The organism is Bradyrhizobium tunisiense, assembly GCF_042263385.1.
Lineage (GTDB): Bacteria > Pseudomonadota > Alphaproteobacteria > Rhizobiales > Xanthobacteraceae > Bradyrhizobium > Bradyrhizobium tunisiense.
Genome location: NZ_JBHLEV010000003.1, coordinates 329,675 through 350,785, shown reverse-complemented (window position 1 = coordinate 350,785; position 21,111 = coordinate 329,675). Strand labels below are relative to the sequence as shown.

Sequence of the window (21,111 nt, the reverse complement as noted above, 5' to 3'; positions counted from 1 at the left end):
ATCCGGCATGTCCGGACGTCTGGGCCGCGAGGAAACATTTTCGGGGAGCGACTCAACATGTCGACAATGGCCGTATCTCAAACAAGCGCGGGAGGGATGACGAAGGACGAACGGTTCGTCATTCTCGCCTCCTCGCTCGGTACCGTCTTCGAGTGGTACGATTTCTACCTCTACGGTTCGCTCGCCGGCATCATCGGCGCCCAGTTCTTCTCGGCCTATCCGCCGGCAACCCGCGACATCTTCGCGCTGCTGGCGTTCGCAGCCGGCTTCCTGGTCCGTCCGTTCGGCGCGATCGTGTTCGGCCGCGTCGGCGACATCGTCGGCCGCAAATACACCTTCCTCGTCACCATCCTGATCATGGGCCTGTCGACCTTCATCGTCGGCCTGCTGCCCAACGCAGCCACCATCGGCATCGCGGCTCCGATCATCCTGATCGTGCTGCGCCTCGCCCAGGGCCTGGCGCTCGGCGGCGAATATGGCGGGGCGGCGACCTACGTCGCGGAGCATGCGCCGAACGGCAAGCGCGGTTACTACACCTCATTCATCCAGACCACGGCGACGCTCGGCCTGTTCCTATCGCTGCTGGTGATCCTGTTTACCCGTTCCGCGCTCGGCGAAGCCGACTTCGCGGCGTGGGGCTGGCGCATTCCGTTCCTGGTCTCGGTGCTGCTGCTCGGCATCTCGGTCTGGATCCGGCTCCGCCTCAATGAATCGCCGATCTTCCAGAAGATGAAGGACGAGGGGAAGGGTTCGAAGGCGCCGCTGACGGAAGCCTTCGGCAACTGGCAGAACGGCAAGCTCGTGCTGCTCGCCCTGCTCGGCGGCGTGATGGGCCAGGGCGTGGTCTGGTACACCGGCCAGTTCTACGCGCTGTTCTTCCTGCAATCGATCCTGAAGGTCGACGGCTACACCGCCAACCTCCTGATCGCCTGGTCGCTGCTGCTCGGCACCGGCTTCTTCATCGTGTTCGGCATGCTCTCCGACAAGATCGGCCGCAAGCCGATCATCCTCGGCGGCTGCCTGATCGCGGCACTGACCTTCTTCCCGATCTTCAAGATGATCACCAGCAACGCCAACCCGGCGCTGGAAAAGGCCATCGAGCAGGTCAAGGTCGAGGTGGTGGCCGATCCCGCGGGCTGCGGCGACCTGTTCAACCCGGTCGGCACCCGCGTCTTCACCGCGCCTTGCGACACCGCACGTGCCTACCTGTCCCAGTCGTCGGTCAAATACTCGACGACACCGGGTCCGGCCGGCTCCGGCGTGAAGGTGACGGTCAACGGCAAGGAAGTGCCCTACACCAACGCGAAGGACAGCAACCCGGCCGTCCTCGCGGCGGTGCAGGCGGCGGGCTATCCGAAGCCAGGCGACACCGGCATCGTGAAAATGTCGCATCCGTTCGACATCTTCCGTGCGCAGCCGGCGGCAATCATCGGACTGCTGTTCGTCCTGGTGCTGTTCGTCACCATGGTGTACGGCCCGATCGCTGCGATGCTGGTCGAATTGTTCCCAACCCGCATCCGCTACACCTCGATGTCGCTGCCCTACCACATTGGTAACGGCTGGTTCGGTGGCCTCCTCCCCGCAACCGCCTTCGCCATCGTGGCCTCGACCGGCGATATCTATGCGGGCCTCTGGTACCCGATCATCTTCGCCTCGATTACCGTGGTGATCGGCACGCTGTTCCTGCCCGAAACCAAGGACGTCGACATCAAGGCGACCTGATCGACGGCAGCCTACCTCAATCGATACGAACCGGCCGCGGTCTCCGCGGCCGGTTTGTTTTGTGGGAGCTTTGTTCTGACGCGTTTTCTCTATGCGAACCGGCACCCGCTTCGCTCGAAAACGCTCTATTGATTGCCGCCTATGAATTGCAACACGATTTCACGCCGGTGCGGACGAGCACGATGCTCGATCAGATAGATCGCCTGCCAGGTGCCCAGCGCGAGCTTGCCGTTCAGGACCGGGACCTGAAGCGATGTGTGCGTCAGCATTGTCTTGATGTGCCCGGGCATGTCATCCGGGCCTTCGCTGTCATGCGTCCATCCAGCGTTCTCCGGCGCGAGCCGGGACAACGCCGTAGTGAGGTCGACGAGCACGGAAGGATCGGCGTTCTCCTGAATCGTCAGCGAGGCCGAGGTATGGCGGATGAACAGCGTCAACGCGCCGTCGCGCGCGTGAGCCTCGGCGACGAATTTTGCGGCTTCGCCGGTGAGATCCGTGAAGCCGCGGCCCGACGTCTGCACGCTCAGCAATGACGAAGCGATTGTGGTGGCTTGCACCGACGATGCTGCCGAGCGCGTGACGGATTTGGCTGACGTCATGAAAGGTCTCTCAAGTCGGGAAGCTGCCGTCGGGTGGGCAAAGGCGCGTGTGTGCCGTGGCCACGATCTTTCCCGATTATCAAAGGTGGTGGGCCCGCTTCGCTTTGCCCACTCGAGGGCGGCTCATCAAATCCTCCCCGCGACGTCCTTCTGAACGCGGTTGGCCATGTCGATCAGCCGTCGCCAGGCCTTTTCCAGAAACGACATCACGCGATCGACGTCCTGATCGCTCGGCAACGGGATCTCGATCTTGCGCTCGCCCTCGGCGGCCCGGGGCTCGGCATTCTTGGGCTCGGCGTTCCTGGGCTCGGATTTCTTCAGCGGGTCGGATTTCGGCAGTGCCTCGCCGATCTTGCCCGACACCGTCGGCCCCGCCGCGAGCTGCTCCTTCAGCCTTTCAACCTCGGCCTGGAGCCTGCCGATCTCGGCGTCGAGCGCGGTCCGCTCATCGGGCACCGCGTAGCAGGCCCAGCCGGCACCGTTCTTCGTGCAGGTCGATACCGTGCCGGTGCGCGTGTCGAGCCGCAGCACGCCTTCGGGGATCGGGGTCATGCTGTAGCGGCCGTTTTCGCCGTCGGGCGCGGCTTGCGCGGCCTCGAGGTCGCCGCCGATAGCCATCGCGGCGGCGAAGGCCGCCACCGCAAGCCAGGATGTTGTGGATGACGTCACGGGTCTCATCGCGCTCTCCGCCACGACGTGCAGGTGGCAATCCGACAAATTCTACACCCCGCCGAGACGATCCGCCGCCCCAAAACGCGCCTTGAGATCAACGATCGCCGCGGTGTCTTTGATCCCGGCGGCGCGGCGAAAGGGCGACCGCATTCGCCGATCATGAGACGAGCTGCTGCGGTGCGGCGTCACGCTGTGTGCAGCGCTGCCGTGCAGGCCGATATCATCAAATAAATCAGTTACATAAGCGAAAGCGACGCAATCGTGACTTGGCTTGACTTGATTATGGGCCATCAGTATGGTCCGCGCGGCTTTTGAGGGTGGCGGGCGTAATTTCCATTCAGCCGCGGCGTTTCGGGTCTTCGTTGCATGACACAGGGCACGGGACACGGCGGGAATGGAGATCGCGATAAATCGTCCGAGGAAGCTGCGCTTTCCGAACGGCTCGGAAGTCTTGATCAGAGGTTGTCCGAGTTTCGCGACCGCCGGATCAAGACCGAGCAACCCGCAGGTGACGGTGGAGACGGAGCGGCCAGAGCCTCGGCGATGGCGCTTGGTTTCCGGTTATCCTCGGAGTTGATCGCCGGCGTCGTTGTCGGAGCGGGGATTGGCTGGGGGTTCGACCGCTTGCTGTCGACGTCGCCTTTCGGGTTCATCGTGTTCCTGTTGCTGGGCTTCGTCGCCGGCGTAGTGAATGTGGTGAGAACGGCGGGCGCAGGTCAAAACAGGCGCGGTGGTTCGCAAGCCGTTCCACCAGGAGAGGAATGATCGTGCCGGCTTCGCCGGTACGGGCCGGCCCGGCCGGCAGACCGAGACCCGCCGGCATTGCCCGGCAGACCAAGAGATGCCGCGCTGATGAAAATCGACCCGATCCACCAGTTCAACATCGAGCCTCTCTTCACCCTGGGCCATATCGGCAATCACACGATCGCCTTCACCAATTCGTCGCTCTACATGCTGGTGACGATCGCGATCATCTCGATCCTGATGCTTGCCAGCGGCTCGCAGCTGGTTCCCGGGCGCCTGCAGTCGGTCGCCGAGATCTCCTACGAATTCGTTGCCTCGACCATCCGTTCGACGGCCGGCGCGGAAGGCATGAAGTTCTTCCCGCTGATCTTCTCGCTGTTCATGTTCATCTGCGTCTCGAACCTGGTCGGCATCATCCCCTACACCTTCACGGTGTCGAGCCACCTGATCGTGACCGCAGCGCTCGCGCTCTTGGTGTTCTTCACGGTCTTGATCTACGGCGTTGCCAAGAACGGCCTGAAGTTCTTCTCGATCTTCGTGCCCCACGGCGTCCCCGGCTACATCCTGCCGCTGGTGATGTTCATCGAGATCCTGTCGTTCTTCCTGCGGCCGGTCTCCCACAGCGTCCGTCTGTTCGCCAACATGCTGGCCGGCCACATCGCGCTGAAGGTGTTCGCGGGCTTCGTCGCCATGCTCGGCTTCTCGCTCGGCGCCCTCGGCTGGGTCGGCGGCGTGCTGCCGCTGGCCCTCACGGTCGCGCTGTACGCGCTCGAGATTCTGGTCGCGTTCCTGCAAGCCTATGTGTTTGCGATCCTGACCTGCATCTACCTCAACGACGCCATTCATCCGGGACACTGAGCGGTCCGGGGAATTTCCACCCACAACCCAATCTTTCTTCCAAGGAGTCTAAAATGGATCCGGCAGCAGCAAAACTTATCGGCGCGGGCATCGCATGCATCGGCATGGGCGGCGCGGGCGTCGGCGTCGGCGTGATCTTCGGCAACTACCTCGCCGCAGCCGTTCGCAACCCCTCGGCCGCTCAGGGCCAGTTCGGCAACCTGATCTTCGGCTTCGCGGTGACCGAAGCGCTCGGCATTTTCTCGCTGCTGATCGCGCTGCTGCTGCTGTTCGTTCCGCTCTGAGGACGACGTTTTTCGCGCCGTTCCATCCCGATGGGACGGCGCGTGTGACAGCAACAGGAGAACTCCGTGGCTGAAAGTCATGGCGGCGCAAAAGGTCCGGCGGCAGGCGCCCACACCGGGGCTGACGGTGGTCACCACGGTGGCGGGTTTCCGCCGTTCGAGAGCAGCAACTACGCTTCACAGCTGGTGTCGCTCGCGATCTTCTTCGTCCTGCTTTACGTGATCGTGTCCAAGCTCGCCCTGCCGAAGGTCGGCGGTGCGATCGAAGCACGTCAGAACAAGATCGAGGGTGACCTCGCCGAAGCGCAGAAGCTGAAGGACCAGTCCGAGGCGGCGCTGAAGGCCTATGAGAGCGAGCTCGCTTCGGCGCGCACGCGGGCACAGGCGATCGGCAATGAATCCCGCGACAAGGCGAATGCGCAGGCAGACGCCGAGCGCAAGACGCTGGAAGAGCAATTGGCGGCCAAGCTCGCCGGGGCGGAGAAGACCATCGCCTCGACCCGCGCAGCCGCCATGAGCAACGTCCGCGGCATCGCGGCCGATGCGGCAGGCCAGATCGTGCAGCAGCTCACCGGCGTCGTTCCGGATGCGGCTTCTGTCGGTGCTGCCGTTGACGCATCCATGAAGGGCTAGTCGAGATGTTCTACGATCCTGAAACCTGGGTCGCCATCGCCTTCGTGATCCTGATGGTCGTGTTCGGCTATTTCGGGGTCTTCAAGTCGGCGATGACCGCGCTCGATCACCGCGCCGATCGCATCAAGGCCGAACTCGACGACGCCGCGCGCCTCAAGCAGGAGGCGGCCAAGGTGCTCGCCGACTACAAGGCGCGCAGCGCGACGGCCGAGCGCGAGGCGGCTGATATCATCGCCAATGCCAAGGCCGAAGCCGAGCGCATCGCAGCCGACGCCAAAGCGAAGATGGAAGACTTCGTCGCCCGCCGAACCAAGACCGCGGAGAGCAAGATCGCGCTCGCCGAGGCCCAGGCACTGGCTGATGTCCGCGCCGCGGCCGCGGAAGCCGCCGTTCAGGCCGCCTCGACGATCCTGTCGCAGTCGGTCAAAGGCTCGGTCGCCGACGACCTGCTCGCCAAGGGCATCACCGAAGTCAGGCAGAAGCTGAACTGAGGGTTTTGGCCTCACCAGTCAAAAAGCCGGCGCGATGAGCGCCGGCTTTTTTGTTTGTCGAGATGCTTCCTCGTCGTCCTGCCCGGGCTTGTCCCGGGCATCCACGTCTTGGTCGCCACAAGCAAGGAACGTCGAAGGCCGGGACAAGCCCGGCCACGACGGCTCAGTTTCGAGCCCTACTTCTTCTTCCGCCCCTTCGGCTCGGGCGAGAGCGCCTGCGGGTCGAAGCCGACATAGAAAATGTAGTTTTCGGCGACCGAGGCTGGCGGCACCGGATAGGACATATCCTCCGCGACGAAGGTGAAGGGCACGCTGCCGCCCGCGGTCATATCGACCGTGGTCCGGTAGGCCTTCGAGGCAATCACCTTCTCGCCGACGCCGCCCTGCACGACGGCGATGCGCAGGGGCACCTCGACGGAGGCCGGCGCACCGGCAGGACCGGCGATGACGCGGCCCTGGATGCCGATCCGCGCCGTGATGCCGGCGCCGCCGCGCGCACATTCGCGTGCCATCTTGGTGATCGAGGCCTGGAAGCGGATTTCATTGCCAACGGCCGGCTTGCCGGTGGCCCCAACCGCGTAGGTCGAAGCCCCCGCGCGTACGGTCACCTGCGGGCAATCGATATCGTCGTCGGCCGGCTGGCCCGGCGCAGGCGCCGGCTTGGGCTCGGCCGGTTCGTCCGACTTGCCGCCGAACAGGCTCTTGAAGCGATCGGTGAATGACTGCGCCGCAGCCGGCGAAACCGCCGCGAACGACACCGACAATGCCAGCGCGATCGCCGGAATCCGCCGCAGCGTATTCCGCGATGACCGAAGCTGCTTCCCCATCAAAGCCCGTACTCCATGACAAAATCCCCGGCCGATCGCCGGCAGGCCTGCGCGTTATATCGTCAAAATCGGCGAACCCAAGGCCGCAAACGAGGCGGGACCAAAGAGACTTTGGTCACATGAATGAACGGGCTCAGCCGCGGAAATCCTCGTGCAAGAGACCAAACAGCAAATGATCCTGCCAGATCCCGTTGATGCAGAGATAGCGGCGCGCCAGCCCCTCACGGGAGAAGCCGCACTTCTCCAGCACCCGGATCGACGGCGCATTGGTCGGAATGCAGGCTGCCTCGACGCGGTGCAGGTTGAGCTCGCCGAACAGCGTCGGCAGGAGGACCCGCAGCGCAGCCGTCATGTAGCCGCGATGGGCATGGGGTTGCCCGACCCAATAGCCGATGGTGCCGGCCTGCACGATACCCCGCCGTACGTTGGCCAGCGTGATTCCCCCGACCATGGCCCCGTCGAGCTCGCGGAAGATCAGAAAGGGGTATGAACGGTCCGCGGCGATGTCTTCGGAATAGCGGCGCAGACGGCGGCGGAAGCCGGAGCGGGTGAGATCGTCCGATGGCCAGATCGGCTCCCAGGGCGTCAGGTAGTCGCGGCTGGACTCACGCAGATGTGCCCATTGCAGGAAATCCGACATCTGCGGCGCGCGCAATAACAGCCCGTTGCCGCGCGGTGCGAGGGCGGCGGGTCCACTGGATGGCAGGCGAAAGAGGGCCATGGTGATGCTCCCCTGGGCAGATCGGGCCCCGCGCGCGGCTCCTAATGCAGCCGCGCCTTGGCCCGCGCCCGGGTCAATCCTTCCGCAAAAGACACCGCCGTGTCCAGACCCCTGCCACTGCCCAATGCGACGACGGCGGGCCGGCTCCGCGACAACAGCGCACGCGCCGCGTCCCGGGTGGATTCGACGCTGACCGCCTCGATCCGGCCGACCAGCTCCTCGACCGTCTGCGGCCGGCCATAGGCCAGCACATGCCGGGCGAGCTGCTCGGCGCGGGAAGAGCAGCTCTCCAGCGCCATCAGCAGGCCAGCCTTCATCTGTGCCTTGGCCCGCGCAATCTCGGCCTCGGTCAGCGTCTCCACCGAATCATTCATGATGTCGACCACGACCTCCATCATCTCCGGCGCATCGGCCGGATCGGTGCCGGTGTAGAGGCCGAAGAAGCCGGTATCGGTATAAGGCGCGTGGAACGAATAGATGGAGTAGCAGAGGCCGCGCTTCTCGCGCACCTCCTGGAACAGACGCGACGACATTCCGCCGCCGAGGATGTTGGTGAAGACCTGAAGAGAGAACAGCGACAAGTCGCTCTGCGGCACGCCTTCCAGCGCCAGCGTCAGATGCGCCTGCTCCAGCTCGCGATGCACCACCTTGGCACCGCCCTTGCCGAACTGGGCGGTTTGCGGCTTCGGGCCCGGCGTCCCCTCGAAACTGGCAAAGCGCTTCTCGGCCTCGGCGACCACCTGGCTGTGATCGACCGCGCCGGCCGCCGCCACGACCATGTCGGGGCCGCGATAATGCGTCGAGAGGTAGCCGCGCAGCATGTCGCGGTTGAAGGCGCGCAGCGTCTTGGCCGTGCCGAGCAGCGAGCGGCCCATCGGCTGGTCGGGATAGCAGAGCTCGTTGAGATGCTCGAACACGACGTCGTCGGGCGTATCCTGCGCGGCCCCGATCTCCTGCACGATGACGTTCTTCTCGCGCTCCAGCTCGTCGGCCTCGAAGGCGGGGTTGGCGAGGATGTCGGCGAGCACGTCGAGCGCGAGCGGCACGTCGGCCTTGAGCACCCGCGCATAATAGGATGTGGTCTCGGTCGAGGTGCCGGCATTGAGGTCGCCGCCGACCGCTTCGATCTCCTCGACGATCTCGCGCGAGGAGCGCTTGGTCGTGCCCTTGAACGCCATGTGCTCGAGCAGATGCGAAATGCCGTGCTCGTTCGGCTTCTCGTCGCGTCCGCCGACGCCGGCCCAGACGCCGAGCGCCGCAGTCTCGAGATGGGGCATCTTGTCGGTGACGACGGTGAGGCCGGAGGCAAGCTTGGAAATCTCGACGCTCATCCGGCAACTCCTTGCTTTGCGGCGCGGCTGACCGACAGCACGAACCGCTCGATCTCGGCCTGATCGTTCTTCATCACCTTCATGTGTTCTGATTTGGTCATCAATCCGTCGAGCCAGGCGGGCAATTGCGGCCGCTGGCCGCAGGCCGCCTCGACAGCGTCGGGGAATTTGGCCGGATGGGCGGTGGAGAGCACGATGCTCGGCACCCTCGTGTCGGTGGTGTCGCGGTCGGCGACCGCAAGAGCCACCGCCGTATGGGGATCGACCAGTTCGCCTGCCTCGCGCCAGCCGGCGCGGATCGCGGCCGCGGTCTCGGTCTCATCGGCACGCCCGGCGTCGAACTCCTCGCGGATTGCGGCCAGCGTCGCATCGGGCAGCACGAAACGTCCTGACTGCTTCAGCGAATCCATCAGACGGCGTACGCCCGCCGCATCGCGCCGGCCGGCCTCGAACAGCAGCCGCTCGAAATTCGACGAGATCTGGATGTCCATCGACGGCGATGCCGTCGCATGCACCTCGCGCACCTCGTAGATCCCCGTCTTCAGCGTGCGGGCCAGGATGTCGTTGACGTTGGCGGCGATGCGAAGGGTACGCACCGGCAAGCCCATGCGCTTGGCGACATAGCCGGCAAAGATGTCGCCGAAATTGCCGGTCGGCACGACGAAATCCACCGCGCGCGCCGGCGCGCCGACGGCAACGGCCGAGGTGAAATAGTAGACCACCTGGGCGACGATGCGCGCCCAGTTGATGGAATTGACGCCGGACAGCGAGGTCGCATCGCGGAAGCGATGGTTGTTGAACATTCCCTTCACGAGCGCCTGGCAGTCGTCGAAATTGCCTTCAACCGCGAGCGCATGGACATTGGCCGCGCCCGTCGAGGTCATCATCCGCCGCTGCACTTCGGAAATGCGGCCGTGCGGAAACAACACGATGAGATCCACATTCTCGAGGCCGGCGAAGGCTTCGACCGCCGCGCCGCCGGTATCGCCGGAGGTGGCAACCACGATGGTGGTGCGTTGGCCGCGCTTGGCGAGCACGTGGTCCATCAGCCGCGAGATCAGCTGCATCGCCACGTCCTTGAAGGCGAGCGTCGGACCGTGGAACAGCTCCAGCACGAACTGATGCGGCGACATCTGGCGCAACGGCACCACCGCCGGATGACGGAAGGTCGCATAGGCCTCGTTTGCCATGCGGCCGAGCTCGGCGTCGCTGATCTCCCCGCCTGCGAAGGGACGAATCACATCGACCGCGACCTCCCAATAGGGACGGCCGAAAAAGCCGGCGATCGTCTCGGTGGAGAGTTGCGGCCAGGTGGTCGGCACATACAGGCCGCCATCCCTGGCGAGCCCGGTCAGCATCACGTCGCAGAAGCCGAGTTCGGGGGCTTCGCCCCGGGTCGAGATATAGCGAGTCAAACTGCCCTCCAAAGGCCGACCAGGCTTTTGCGCGATCTGTAAGCCTTTGATTTTACAAAATTACTTGTTACCAGCCAGAGGCTTTGGGCCACCTTAAAGTGTTTTGCGGCATCAGGAAACCGCTTCCCGTCTGCACCCGTCCCAAGCGAAAAGGGCTGCGGCGATGCCGCAGCCCTCTCTTGGAAGGTCTGTCGTTGACATGTGCAGACCGGTTTGCCTCTTTCGGGGTGGCGTCCCCGCTGAAACTTCGTCCGCCAAGCTTTCGTCGCCCGTCACGAAATCGTCAAGAGCGAAACGACGGGCGCGGGACGATGTTCCTATTTTTCCCGATAAGCTTGCGTCTCTCTTGAGCGAGCTTGAGCGCATTTGCTCCGTCGATTGCCGTCTTATCCCGACAGCACCGGAACGATTGCCGGCTCGGCTCATTGTTTCCGCGGATGGGTGTCGGCGGTGTCCATGCATTGCCCGGCTGCACGCTGGCGCCGATCCGTCCCGCCGAACCGGCTGCATCCTGAAGTAGCCGGTTCGGTGCTTCCGGGCTGGCAGTGCCCGGGTCGGTAGGACCCGACCTGCAGGGCCCGCGCGGCGTGTCCGTGCCGCCGCGCCCGGCGACGTCAGTTCATCCCGATTTCCACCGCGATCCTGATCAGGTCGGAATGGTTCTTGGCCCCCAGCTTCTGCTTGAGCAGAGACGTGGTGTTGGCGACCGTCTTGTAGGAGATGCCAAGCGCCTCGGCGACTTCCACGATCTTGTCGCCGCGTCCAAGCAGGCGGAGAATTTCGAGCTCCCTCGGCGTCATCTGCGAGGCCGGGTTGGCCTTGATCGCCGCGCCGGAAAACGTCACGGCTTCCGCAAGCTGCGGCGAGATGAAGTTGTCGCCTGCGACCACCTTGCGCACCGCTTTCAGCAAAATCCTGGGATCGTCGCCCTTGGAGACATAGCCCTGAGCCCCGAGCTCGACTGCCCTCACCACGAAAGCCGGATCGTCGTTCATGCTGAACATGATGATCTTGGCGTCGGGATCGTCCTTGCGGATGCGTCGCATCAGCTCGAAGCCGGAGACATCGGGCAGGCTGATATCGATCACGGTGACGTCCGGCCGCTTGCTGACATAGGCGCGATGTCCGGACTTGGCGTCCGTCGCCTCATCGATACGAATCGAATGGTCCGAAGCGAACAGGGTGCGGCAACCGGACAGCACCACGGGATGGTCATCCACGATAAGGACCCGGGTACCCGGCTTGGCAGTATCTTGCATCGCGCACTCGCTTTTTCTTGACTCATAGACCGGCGGGAACAAATGGAAAGAGAAAATTCCGTCGATGAGCGTTAGAATTGACCTAATGTGGCAACGACTCTCGTTCAGAACGCAACTGTTTCTTCCACTCGGCGCGAGCTTTCTTGCAGCCCTGATCCTGGGCGGAGTGCTGCTCCACATCTTCGCAAGCGGTCAGTTGGCCGACGAGAACGAGCCGGCGCGACGTTCGATCCGAACGATCGCCAGCGCGCTCAACAGCACTTTGCGCGCGTCGGACAATCCGCAGAAGATTCTCGACGCCTTTGTCCAATCCTTGACAACGTCCTCGGACATCCAATTCCGGTCCGCGGAAGGTACGACTGTGCCTTCGCCAACGAACGACAGACACAACCTTAAAGCTGTTCCACAGTGGTTCATCAACCTGGTCATGGTACCGGACACGGATGCTGTGGCCCCGGTGCTGATCGATGGCAAACGTATCGGCGACATCGTGTTCCTACCGGACCTCTCAGCCGACCTGTTCGAGAAATGGATCGGCTTCCTGGCGTTAGCCAGCCTCGTCGCCATACTGACGGTGCTCACCGGGATTATCGCATACGTCTTCGCGGGATCGACCCTTCGTCCCCTGCAGCACCTCGGTGAAGGCCTGACGCGGATGCGGCGGGGCGACTACGCAAAGCCGATCCCGGTGGGAGGACCGTCGGAGATTCGGCGGAGCTGTATGGAAGCAAATGCGCTGGCTGCAACGCTGGCGCAATTGAGCCAGGACAATCGCGATCTGATGCACCGCCTGGTGTCGCTCCAGGACGACGAGCGGCGTGATCTCGCCCGCGAATTGCATGACGAACTCGGGCCGCTGCTGTTCAGCATCCGCGCCGGTACGATCGCGCTGATCGAAGCCTCGCCTCCGGTGGGAAATCTCGGCAACTCGGCCCAGGAGCTGCTGCAATCGGTCGAGGCGCTCCAGCAGACCAACCGCCGGATCCTCGATCGGCTGCGGCCGCTCTACATCGAGGAGCTGGGCCTTGCGGCCAGCGTGCAGACGCTGCTCCGAAACTTTCGCAAGCAGGCGCCGCATGTCGTCCTGACGGATGCGATCGATCCCGATCTCAACGTGATCGACGGGCCGTTGGCTCGGACCATCTATCGGGTGATCCAGGAGGCACTGACCAACGTGCTGCGCCACGCCAGGGCCAGCAGCGCCCATGTCCAGGCGACCGTCAGCGGCGAGGCGCTGGTGATCGAGATCTCCGACGACGGCGGCGGCTTTCCCGCCGACAATGTCTTCGGCCGTGGCCTGACCGGCATGCATGAGCGCGTGCGTGCGCTCAGCGGATCGCTGTCACTGCTGCGCGTGGATGGGCGAACCTATGTCCGCTGCCGCCTTCCGGCCGAACCCGCACGCGAGGTGCCGGTCGGCGGCTAGCATGCACAGCAGCCGTCAAGCGCGTTCTGTCGCGCCGGCTCGCACAGCGTGCTACGGATCTTGCCGTCCGGGCTGAAGCGAAACGAGGCGTGAATGCGCAGCGCGCCGGCGACGGAATATTCGAGATCGACGCCGTGGGACACTGGGCCGATCTCCTCCAGCCCGAAACCCGCCAGGGAGAAGGCGCTGAGCCGCGGCTGCCAATAGGCCTCGAGCTCGTTCCGGCCGCGATAGCGCCGCGCCCCGTTACACGTGCATTCGACCTGTGCATCGTCCGCATAGAGGTCGAGCAACGTCGCAAGGTCGCCCCTCCGGCAGGCGTCCACCCAGTCGACGACAATTCCCATCTGATCGAAATCGCTCACGCCGCAATCCTGTCTGCCGCGGGACACTACCGGCGGCTTAGGACCACACTCGTGAATGTGCGCTGAATAATATACCCCGGGCGATACCGGGTTCCCCTCGGGGGACCTCCGACGAGATCAGCTCTGCCGCCGGCCTCTTGCCCACACGGCAAAGGCGACCAGCACGGCGCCTGCGAGCGTGAACCAGGTGATGGCATATTGCAGGTGATCGTCCTTCAGATGCACGTCGAGCGGTCCCACGCGCGGAATGCCGTTCTCGGACGCCGGCTGCTCGAGATCGACATAGAACGGCGCAACCGCACCCCAGCCGAGCGCGCCCGCCATTGCCAGATGATCGCGCACGAACCAGAGCCGCTTGTCGCGATTCTCCGCCGGCGTCAGCCAGCCGGCCGCCTCGGGAAAGCGCAGATAACCGGTGAGCGCGACCGGCTGCCCGGTGACGAGCTTCTTCACCGCGCGATCCTCGACGCTGCGATCCTGCATGGTGTTCTCGACGAAGCCCGCATCGATCACGACGGTTTCGCCGCTGGGAAGCCGCGCTGGCAGGAACGCCCAAGTGCCCGGTCCGGAGGCGTCCTTGCGCACCGCCGAGCCGGAGGAATAGACCATCGCATCGGGCAACGCTGCGTAGGTGGCGGTGAAGCTGACGCGTCGGAATTCGTCGCGTGCGGGATTCAGCGCGGCCCATTGCGCCGGCGGCGGCAGCGCGACAGGGGCTTCCGCGAGACGCTCGGTGAGTGCCGCGATCAGCTCGTGCTTGGCCGTTCGCCGCTGCAATTGCCAGACGCCGAGCGCGACGAAGACGGCCGTCAGGAACAGCGTGAACAGCGCGAAGCCGGCCACGCGGGGCTTGCGCGCAGGCTCGTTCATTTCGCGCGGTCGACCAACCGGCCCGGCGCCGCCTTGTGGTGGAATTGCAGCGCGATCAGCAGCGACTTCATCGCACGCAGCGGCAACAGCGTGGTGGCCAGAATCAGCGGCAACCACAGCGCCGCATGCAGCCAGTATGGCGGCTGGTATTTGACCTCGACGATGAGTGCGGCCGCGACGACGATCCCGCCGGCCAGCATGATGATGAAGATCGCCGGACCATCGCCGGCATCGATGAAGGCGTAGTCGAGGCCACAGCGGTCGCAGGCGGGGGCAAGCGTCAGGAAGCCCGCATAGAGCTTGCCCTGGCCGCAGCGCGGACATTTGCAGGCAAGCCCACGCAGCGCGCTTTGCAAGACTGTGGTTTCGGGCTCGGGCCTGCCGGCGGTGTCGTTCATGATGGCGAACTCTATCACAATTTTCGTCGAAGCTTCCGGCTGCCCAAAAGCGAAAGGGCGGCCCAGCGGCCGCCCTTGCTGATCGGTTCGTCGCGCGCCTCAGTGCGCGCCGTGGGCCATGGACTCGGCGCCGTGTCCCCAGACGTAAATGCAGAGGAACAGGAACAGCCAGACCACGTCGACGAAGTGCCAGTACCAGGCGGCAAACTCGAAGCCGAGGTGCTGTTTCGGTGTGAAGTGGCCGGCATAGGCGCGGATCAGGCACACCAGCAGGAAAATGGTACCGACCAGCACATGGAAGCCGTGGAAGCCGGTCGCCATGAAGAAGGTCGCGCCATAGACGTTGCCACCGAACGAGAACGCCGCGTGGCTGTACTCATAGGCCTGCACGCAGGTGAAGAGCGCGCCGAGCACGACGGTGAGGATCAGGCCGTATTTCAGGCCCTGGCGATCGTTCTCGAGCAGCGCATGGTGCGCCCAGGTCACGGTGGTGCCCGACGTGAGCAGGATCAGCGTGTTCAGGAGCGGCAGATGCCAGGGATCGAAAGTCTCGATGCCCTTCGGCGGCCAGGTGCCCGGCACGGCGCAGGCCCCGGCCTGGGTGCCGAGGCCGCAGCCGAATACGGCATCGCGGGTGGCGTGGACGGCGTCGGCGGGAAACAGCGCGGCGTTGAAATAGGCCCAGAACCAGGCGACGAAGAACATCACCTCGGAGGCGATGAACAGGATCATACCGTAGCGGTGATGCAACTGCACGACGCGGGTGTGGTCGCCCTTGTACTGGGCTTCCTTGATCACGTCGCCCCACCAGCTCGCCATGGTGTAGAGCACGCCGACGGTGCCGACGCCGAACACGATCGGCGCGGCCGAGAACATGTGATGCATCCAGGCGATCGCACCGACCGCCATGATGAAGGCCGAGAGCGAACCGACGGCCGGCCACGGAGAGGGATCGACCAGGTGATAGTCGTGATGCTTGGTGTGCGCCGTTGCCATTTGCGGTCTCTCTCCTCAATCCCGTGCCTGTCAGGCACTTATCCCCTCGTTTCCGACCTCCCGGGCGCGAGCCCGGCGATCAGAGATTTCCCTTGCGCTTGTCGTTTTCACCCGAAGCCAGCGGCTTCACCACCGGATCCTTCACCGGATAGAAGGTGTAGGACAGCGTGATCGTGTTCAGCCCGTCGTTCTCGTGGTCGCTGACGATCGAAGGATCGACGTAGAACACGACAGGCATCTCGCGTTTCTCGCCGGGTGCCATGGTCTGCTCGGTGAAGCAGAAGCAGTTGATCTTCTGGAAATAGGAGCCGACCGTCAGCGGCGCGACATTGTAGGCAGCCTGCCCGGCCGTGGTGCGTGCAGCCTGGTTGGTCACGGTGTAGAACACGGTCGTGACCTCTCCGATATTGACCTCGATCTCGTTCTGCTCGGGCTCGAACTTCCAGGGCAGGCCGGGCCCGACATTGGAGTCGAAGCGCACCGTGATCTTCCGCGCGATCGGACCGGTGGCCGGCGCGGAGGTCGCAACCTGGGTCGTGCCGTTGAAACCGGTGGCACGGCAGAACCAGTCGTAGAACGGCACCGCGGCATAGGAGGCTCCGACCATCAGCGCGACCACGCCGCCGCAGATCGAGGCGACCAGCGCGTCGCGGCCGAGGCCCTTGAAAGGCGCGCGCCTCTTGCTGGCCGTCCGGCTCTGATCCCGCGATATGGTCGGCTCGTGATGCATGTTTCCTACATCGGCCGCACGAGAACTGCCGGTCCCTTGACCATGGTGACGGCAAAGAACAGCATCACGAGCACGCCGAGCGCCAAGGCAATGGCAATGGAGCGCTGACGACGGCTCTTCTTTTGCGCCTCGGTGAGGACGATTCCGTCTGTCTCGGGTTTGTCTGCCATCGCTGTGATCATGCGCCCCCAACCATCGGAGCCAGTGCCCGGAACACGACCTCGGCCAGCAGGGTCGCGAACAGCGCGAACAGATAGAGGATCGAGAAGGCAAACAGCTTGCGGGTCGCGCGCAGCGATTCGCTGCGCTCGCGACGCACATAGACGTTGATCGCGAGCACCAGCATGCCGGCCCCCAGGATCAGCGAGACGATACCGTAGACGGCGTCGAAATAACCGAGCGCCCAGGGCGCGGCGGCGACCGCAATCAGCACGATGGTGTAGAGCAGTATCTGCAGGCGCGTCGCATCGGGACCGGCGACGTTGGGCAGCATGGGAATCCCGGCGCGCGCATAGTCGTCGGAGCGGAACAGCGCCAGCGCCCAGAAATGCGGCGGCGTCCAGAAAAAGATGATGGCGAACAGCAGCAGCGGCTCGACGTCGACGGTGCCCGTCACGGCGGCCCAAGCCACTACCGGCGGCAGCGCGCCGGCGGCACCGCCGATCACGATGTTCTGCGCGGTCCAGCGCTTCAGGCCCATCGTGTAGATCACGACGTAGAAGAAGATGGTGAAGGCGAGCAGCGCGCCGGCGACCCAGTTGACGAGGATGCCGAGCGTCATCACCGAGAAGAAGGACAGCGTCAGGCCGAACGCCATCGCTTCGGGCCGGGTGATGCGGCCGCGCGGAATCGGCCGGTTCGCCGTACGCGACATCTTGGAGTCGATGTCGCCTTCGAGCGCCATGTTGAGCGCGCCGGAGGCGCCGGCGCCGACGGCGATGCAAAGCAGCGAGGTGAATGCGAGCACGGGGTGGAAGTGTCCCGGCGCCATCGCCATCCCGACCAGCGCGGTGAAGATCACCAGCGACATCACCCGCGGCTTCAGGAGCGCGATGTAGTCGCCGACCTCCGCCTCGGAGATGCGGGGATTGATGTCGATGGCGTTGTGGTCGAGGACGGACACTAATTCAACTCGCTTCGTTATAGCACCGCGGCGCCCGTCATGGGCGCCGCGGGAGATTGCTTACTGCACGCGGGGTAGCACTTCGAACTGGTGGAACGGCGGCGGCGAAGGCAGCGTCCATTCCAGCGTGGTCGCGCCCGCACCCCAGGGGTTATCGCCCGCCGGCACCTTTTTCGCGAAAGCTTCGATCACGCCGTAGAGGAAGATCAGCACGCCGAAGCCGGAGATGTAGGAGCCGAAAGACGAGACCAGGTTCCAGCCGGCGAATGCGTCGGGATAATCGATATAGCGGCGCGGCATGCCGGACAGGCCGAGGAAGTGCTGCGGGAAGAACACCAGGTTGACACCGATGAAGGTGACCCAGAAGTGCGCTTTCGCGAGCCACTCGTTGTACATGTAGCCCGACATCTTCGGGAACCAGTAGTACCAGCCAGCGAAGATCGCGAACACCGCGCCCAGCGACAGCACGTAGTGGAAGTGCGCGACGACGTAGTAGGTCTCCTGGAGCACGCGGTCGACGCCCGCGTTCGCCAGCACGACGCCGGTGACGCCGCCGACCGTGAACAGGAAGATGAAGCCCACCGCCCAGATCATCGGGGCGCGGAATTCGATCGAACCGCCCCACATGGTGGCGATCCAGGAGAAGATCTTCACGCCCGTCGGAACCGCGATGACCATCGTGGCGGCGACGAAGTAAGCCTGCGTCGCCGAGGACATGCCGACCGTGTACATGTGGTGCGCCCACACCACGAAGCCGATGCCGCCGATCGCGACCATGGCGTAGGCCATGCCGAGATAGCCGAACACGGGCTTGCGCGAGAAGGTCGAGACGATCTGGCTGATCATGCCGAAGCCGGGCAGGATCAGGATGTACACTTCGGGGTGGCCGAAGAACCAGAACAGATGCTGGAACAGCACCGGATCGCCGCCGCCCTCAGGCGCGAAGAACGTCGTGTGGAAATTGCGGTCGGTGAGCAGCATGGTGATGGCACCTGCGAGCACCGGCAGCGACAACAGCAGCAGGAACACCGTCACCAGGATCGACCACACGAACAGCGGCATCTTGTGCAGGGTCATGCCCGGCGCGCGCATGTTGAAGATCGTGGTGATGAAGTTGATGGCGCCGAGGATCGAGGAGGCGCCCGCCAGATGCAGCGACAGGATCGCGAAGTCGACGGCCGGGCCCGGATGACCCGAGCTCGACAGCGGGACGTACATGGTCCAGCCGGCGCCGACACCGTTGGCGCCCGGCTCGCCCTCGACGAAGGTCGACATCAGGAGCAGCGCGAAGGAGGCCGGCAGCAGCCAGAACGAGATGTTGTTCATGCGCGGGAACGCCATGTCCGGCGCGCCGATCATCAGAGGCACGAACCAGTTGCCGAAGCCGCCGATCATCGCGGGCATGACCATGAAGAAGATCATGATCAGGCCGTGAGAGGTCACGAACACGTTATAGGTGTGCGCTTCATGGAAGATCTGCACGCCCGGATACATCAGCTCGGCCCGGATCGCGATCGACATCGCGGCGCCGATGACGCCGGCGATGACCGCGAAGATCAGGTACATCGTGCCGATGTCCTTGTGGTTGGTCGAATAGACGTAGCGGCGCCATCCGGTCGGATGGGCATGCTCGTCATGTCCGTGGGCGTGATCGCCGTGTGCCGCTGCGCTCGTTGCCATTTTCAAATCCTGCCTTGCGTCCCATTCGGACCTGTGGAGGTCCCGCCCTTATGTCGCTTTCAGTCCTTCGAGCCGTGACCCGACGCTTATTGCGTCGGGCCGGCCGCGGAGGCGTAGGTGCTGGTGCCGCCGCTGGCAAATTTCTTCTTCGCCGCCTCGACCCAGGACGCGAACTCCTGGTCGTCGACCACGCGGATTGCGATCGGCATGAAGGCATGATCCTTGCCGCACAGTTCCGAGCACTGGCCGTAATACATGCCGATCTTGGTCGCCTTGAACCAGGTCTCGTTCAGCCGGCCCGGAATGGCGTCGATCTTGACGCCGAAAGCCGGCAGCGCAAAGGCGTGGATGACGTCGGCGCCGGTAACCTGGACACGAACCACCTTGTTGACCGGCACGACCATCTCGTTGTCGACGCCGAGCAGGCGGGGCTGCTTGTCCTGGGCCATCAGCGAGTCGAACTCGAACTTGCCGTTGTCGGGATAGGCATAGGACCAGTACCACTGCTTGCCCGTCGCCTTGACCGTCAGGTCCGCCTTCGGGATGTCGAGCTGCAGAAACAGCAGCCGGAACGACGGCACCGAGATGCCGACCAGGATCAGGACCGGAACGAGCGTCCAGGCCACCTCGATCAGCGTGTTGTGGGTGGTCCGCGACGGCACCGGATTGGCCTTCGCGTTGAACTTGACGACCACGATGACGAGCAACGCCAGAACGAACAGCGTGATCAGCGTGATCAGCACGAACAGGAAGTTGTGGAACCAGACGATGTTGTCCATCACCGGGGAACCGGACTGCTGGAGCGTCCACTCCCACGGCGCCGGCTGCCCGAGCTCGGCGAACGCCACACCGCCCGTCGCCAGCGTCAGACCCGCCACGGTCAATCCCAGCAACTGCCGGCCCATCCGGCCTATCGACATCCTCATGCCGTTCGCGCTCCCCTTACGAAATCACCCCAAGTGCGCCGCCCTATGTCCGGGAAACGCTTATTCGATCCGCCCGCCTGACAAACCGCCGCGCAAGAATACCTCTAAGAGGAATTGGGGCCAGATCGCTAGAACGCCGAAATCAAGCCTCTCAAACCATAATTCTTGATCTATCGCAATGCAGTCTTGAGCCTGACCTGCCAGCGATCACCCGCAAGATATTTCCTAGTAACATCAAACAAAAATACCGTTTCCCGGGATGCTGTGGCTTGACAGCGGAATTGCCCGCGGTAGGCACTGGCGGATGGCCGCGCAGGAACCTGATTCGTGCGGGCGGCGGCGATGCCAAGCGGCGTGGAATTTGCTTGGGAATCGCCTTCAAGACGCCGTCATTCCCGTATCAGTCCGCCAGATTAGTCCGCCAGGTGCGAGCGCCCCCGGCGAGCAAAGGGACCGACCCGATGGGGCTTTCGAAATCGACCGCAAGGCCGGCTACAAGGAAGGTTGACCGCCTCCCGTCGCTGGCGGCTCTGCTGGCTGCGATCGTCCTTCTGGCACTTCCCGGCCTTGCCCATGCGCAGGGCGCGGTACGCTCCGTCCATGGCGACTGGCAGATCCGCTGCGACACGCCGCCGGGCGCCCAGACAGAGCAATGCGCCCTGATCCAAAGCGTGGTGGCGGAGGACCGCTCCAATGCCGGCCTGACCGTCATCGTGCTGAAGACCGCCGACCAGAAGAGCCGCCTGATGCGCGTGGTCGCGCCGCTAGGGGTCCTGCTACCCTCCGGCCTCGGCCTCAAGCTCGACAACCAGGACGTCGGCCGCGCCGGATTCGTCCGCTGCCTGCCCAATGGCTGCGTCGCCGAGGTCGTCATGGACGACAAGCTGCTCGGCCAGCTTCGCAACGCCAAGACCGCCACCTTCATCATCTTCGAGACCCCGGAAGAAGGCATCGGCTTCCCGCTCAGCCTGAACGGGCTCGGCGAGGGTTATGACAAGCTGCCGTAGCGGTCTGGACCGCCGGTGAGCGATCCTATTGTTT

25 protein-coding genes are annotated in these 21,111 nt (G+C 64.2%); 8 read left to right on the top strand and 17 right to left on the bottom strand.

Annotated features, from left to right (window positions below):
* Nucleotides 1-96 precede the first annotated feature (96 nt).
* Nucleotides 97-1,722: an MFS transporter gene (locus ACFDR6_RS14890; protein WP_212079720.1), complete on the top strand. Its 1,626-nt coding sequence runs from the start codon at nucleotides 97-99 to the stop codon at nucleotides 1,720-1,722.
* Between the two features lie 125 nt (nucleotides 1,723-1,847).
* On the opposite strand, the gene ACFDR6_RS14885 is transcribed toward ACFDR6_RS14890, so the two are convergent.
* The 3 genes from ACFDR6_RS14885 to ACFDR6_RS14875 form a co-directional block, all read right to left on the bottom strand.
* Entirely contained in the window at nucleotides 1,848-2,321 is a 474-nt protein-coding gene (locus ACFDR6_RS14885; RefSeq protein ID WP_375858730.1) for a secondary thiamine-phosphate synthase enzyme YjbQ, read from the bottom strand.
* Between the two features lie 126 nt (nucleotides 2,322-2,447).
* Nucleotides 2,448-2,999 carry a hypothetical protein gene (locus ACFDR6_RS14880; protein WP_375858729.1) on the bottom strand — a complete coding sequence of 184 codons (552 nt, stop codon included), beginning with the start codon at nucleotides 2,997-2,999 and terminating at the stop codon, nucleotides 2,448-2,450.
* Nucleotides 3,000-3,041: 42 nt separating this feature from the next.
* On the bottom strand, nucleotides 3,042-3,284 hold the full coding sequence (locus ACFDR6_RS14875) for a hypothetical protein (protein WP_317242142.1): 243 nt from the start codon (nucleotides 3,282-3,284) through the stop codon (nucleotides 3,042-3,044).
* A 75-nt stretch (nucleotides 3,285-3,359) separates the two neighbouring features.
* Between ACFDR6_RS14875 and ACFDR6_RS14870 the strand changes: the two genes are divergently transcribed.
* The 5 genes from ACFDR6_RS14870 (at nucleotide 3,360) to ACFDR6_RS14850 (ending at nucleotide 6,003) form a co-directional block, all read left to right on the top strand.
* Complete coding sequence (locus ACFDR6_RS14870; protein WP_375858728.1) at nucleotides 3,360-3,758, top strand: AtpZ/AtpI family protein; 399 nt, start codon at nucleotides 3,360-3,362, stop codon at nucleotides 3,756-3,758.
* 87 nt (nucleotides 3,759-3,845) lie between these two features.
* Complete coding sequence (locus ACFDR6_RS14865; RefSeq protein WP_212079715.1) at nucleotides 3,846-4,595, top strand: F0F1 ATP synthase subunit A; 750 nt, start codon at nucleotides 3,846-3,848, stop codon at nucleotides 4,593-4,595.
* Nucleotides 4,596-4,648: 53 nt separating this feature from the next.
* The gene (locus tag ACFDR6_RS14860; RefSeq protein WP_007599451.1) at nucleotides 4,649-4,879 is read left to right on the top strand and encodes a F0F1 ATP synthase subunit C; all 231 of its coding nucleotides are present in this window, start codon (nucleotides 4,649-4,651) and stop codon (nucleotides 4,877-4,879) included.
* A gap of 66 nt (nucleotides 4,880-4,945) precedes the next feature.
* Complete coding sequence (locus tag ACFDR6_RS14855; RefSeq protein ID WP_212079714.1) at nucleotides 4,946-5,512, top strand: F0F1 ATP synthase subunit B family protein; 567 nt, start codon at nucleotides 4,946-4,948, stop codon at nucleotides 5,510-5,512.
* Nucleotides 5,513-5,517: 5 nt separating this feature from the next.
* Entirely contained in the window at nucleotides 5,518-6,003 is a 486-nt protein-coding gene (locus tag ACFDR6_RS14850; protein ID WP_212079713.1) for a F0F1 ATP synthase subunit B family protein, read from the top strand.
* A gap of 176 nt (nucleotides 6,004-6,179) precedes the next feature.
* On the opposite strand, the gene ACFDR6_RS14845 is transcribed toward ACFDR6_RS14850, so the two are convergent.
* The 5 genes from ACFDR6_RS14845 to ACFDR6_RS14825 all read right to left on the bottom strand — a co-directional run bounded on the left by ACFDR6_RS14845 (nucleotide 6,180) and on the right by ACFDR6_RS14825 (nucleotide 11,556).
* Nucleotides 6,180-6,830 carry a hypothetical protein gene (locus ACFDR6_RS14845; RefSeq protein ID WP_212079712.1) on the bottom strand — a complete coding sequence of 217 codons (651 nt, stop codon included), beginning with the start codon at nucleotides 6,828-6,830 and terminating at the stop codon, nucleotides 6,180-6,182.
* A 133-nt stretch (nucleotides 6,831-6,963) separates the two neighbouring features.
* Nucleotides 6,964-7,551 (bottom strand): GNAT family N-acetyltransferase, encoded by a 588-nt coding sequence (locus tag ACFDR6_RS14840; RefSeq protein ID WP_212079711.1) that lies wholly within the window; start codon nucleotides 7,549-7,551, stop codon nucleotides 6,964-6,966.
* A gap of 41 nt (nucleotides 7,552-7,592) precedes the next feature.
* Nucleotides 7,593-8,882 (bottom strand): M16 family metallopeptidase, encoded by a 1,290-nt coding sequence (locus ACFDR6_RS14835; RefSeq protein ID WP_317242140.1) that lies wholly within the window; start codon nucleotides 8,880-8,882, stop codon nucleotides 7,593-7,595.
* The gene (gene thrC, locus ACFDR6_RS14830; RefSeq protein ID WP_212079709.1) at nucleotides 8,879-10,297 is read right to left on the bottom strand and encodes a threonine synthase; all 1,419 of its coding nucleotides are present in this window, start codon (nucleotides 10,295-10,297) and stop codon (nucleotides 8,879-8,881) included. Before thrC ends, ACFDR6_RS14835 begins: the two co-directional genes overlap by 4 nt.
* Before the next feature lie 614 nt (nucleotides 10,298-10,911).
* Nucleotides 10,912-11,556 carry a response regulator transcription factor gene (locus ACFDR6_RS14825; RefSeq protein ID WP_094890791.1) on the bottom strand — a complete coding sequence of 215 codons (645 nt, stop codon included), beginning with the start codon at nucleotides 11,554-11,556 and terminating at the stop codon, nucleotides 10,912-10,914.
* 85 nt (nucleotides 11,557-11,641) lie between these two features.
* On the opposite strand from ACFDR6_RS14825, the gene ACFDR6_RS14820 reads away from it, so the two are divergent.
* Nucleotides 11,642-12,982, top strand: a complete 1,341-nt coding sequence (locus ACFDR6_RS14820) for an ATP-binding protein (RefSeq protein WP_375858727.1) — start codon at nucleotides 11,642-11,644, stop codon at nucleotides 12,980-12,982.
* On the opposite strand, the gene ACFDR6_RS14815 is transcribed toward ACFDR6_RS14820, so the two are convergent.
* The 9 genes from ACFDR6_RS14815 to coxB form a co-directional block, all read right to left on the bottom strand.
* Nucleotides 12,979-13,347 carry a nuclear transport factor 2 family protein gene (locus tag ACFDR6_RS14815; protein WP_212079707.1) on the bottom strand — a complete coding sequence of 123 codons (369 nt, stop codon included), beginning with the start codon at nucleotides 13,345-13,347 and terminating at the stop codon, nucleotides 12,979-12,981. The two genes, ACFDR6_RS14820 and ACFDR6_RS14815, sit on opposite strands and share 4 nt — an antisense overlap.
* 117 nt (nucleotides 13,348-13,464) lie before the next feature.
* The gene (locus ACFDR6_RS14810; protein ID WP_375858726.1) at nucleotides 13,465-14,217 is read right to left on the bottom strand and encodes an SURF1 family protein; all 753 of its coding nucleotides are present in this window, start codon (nucleotides 14,215-14,217) and stop codon (nucleotides 13,465-13,467) included.
* A complete protein-coding gene (locus tag ACFDR6_RS14805; protein WP_212079705.1) occupies nucleotides 14,214-14,615 on the bottom strand; it encodes a DUF983 domain-containing protein in 402 nt (133 codons plus the stop codon). The genes ACFDR6_RS14810 and ACFDR6_RS14805 overlap by 4 nt, the downstream gene beginning before the upstream one ends.
* 99 nt (nucleotides 14,616-14,714) lie before the next feature.
* The gene (locus ACFDR6_RS14800; RefSeq protein WP_212079704.1) at nucleotides 14,715-15,611 is read right to left on the bottom strand and encodes a cytochrome c oxidase subunit 3; all 897 of its coding nucleotides are present in this window, start codon (nucleotides 15,609-15,611) and stop codon (nucleotides 14,715-14,717) included.
* 79 nt (nucleotides 15,612-15,690) lie between these two features.
* On the bottom strand, nucleotides 15,691-16,341 hold the full coding sequence (locus tag ACFDR6_RS14795; RefSeq protein ID WP_375858725.1) for a cytochrome c oxidase assembly protein: 651 nt from the start codon (nucleotides 16,339-16,341) through the stop codon (nucleotides 15,691-15,693).
* Nucleotides 16,342-16,346: 5 nt separating this feature from the next.
* Entirely contained in the window at nucleotides 16,347-16,523 is a 177-nt protein-coding gene (locus tag ACFDR6_RS14790; RefSeq protein ID WP_212079702.1) for a cytochrome c oxidase system small membrane protein, read from the bottom strand.
* Nucleotides 16,520-17,464, bottom strand: coding sequence for a heme o synthase (locus ACFDR6_RS14785; RefSeq protein WP_212079701.1), 945 nt, complete (start codon nucleotides 17,462-17,464; stop codon nucleotides 16,520-16,522). Before ACFDR6_RS14785 ends, ACFDR6_RS14790 begins: the two co-directional genes overlap by 4 nt.
* A gap of 60 nt (nucleotides 17,465-17,524) precedes the next feature.
* Nucleotides 17,525-19,144, bottom strand: a complete 1,620-nt coding sequence (gene ctaD / locus ACFDR6_RS14780; protein WP_212079700.1) for a cytochrome c oxidase subunit I — start codon at nucleotides 19,142-19,144, stop codon at nucleotides 17,525-17,527.
* Nucleotides 19,145-19,230: 86 nt separating this feature from the next.
* Nucleotides 19,231-20,070, bottom strand: a complete 840-nt coding sequence (gene coxB / locus ACFDR6_RS14775; protein WP_212079699.1) for a cytochrome c oxidase subunit II — start codon at nucleotides 20,068-20,070, stop codon at nucleotides 19,231-19,233.
* A gap of 461 nt (nucleotides 20,071-20,531) precedes the next feature.
* On the opposite strand from coxB, the gene ACFDR6_RS14770 reads away from it, so the two are divergent.
* Complete coding sequence (locus tag ACFDR6_RS14770; RefSeq protein WP_212079698.1) at nucleotides 20,532-21,077, top strand: invasion associated locus B family protein; 546 nt, start codon at nucleotides 20,532-20,534, stop codon at nucleotides 21,075-21,077.
* Nucleotides 21,078-21,111 lie beyond the last annotated feature (34 nt).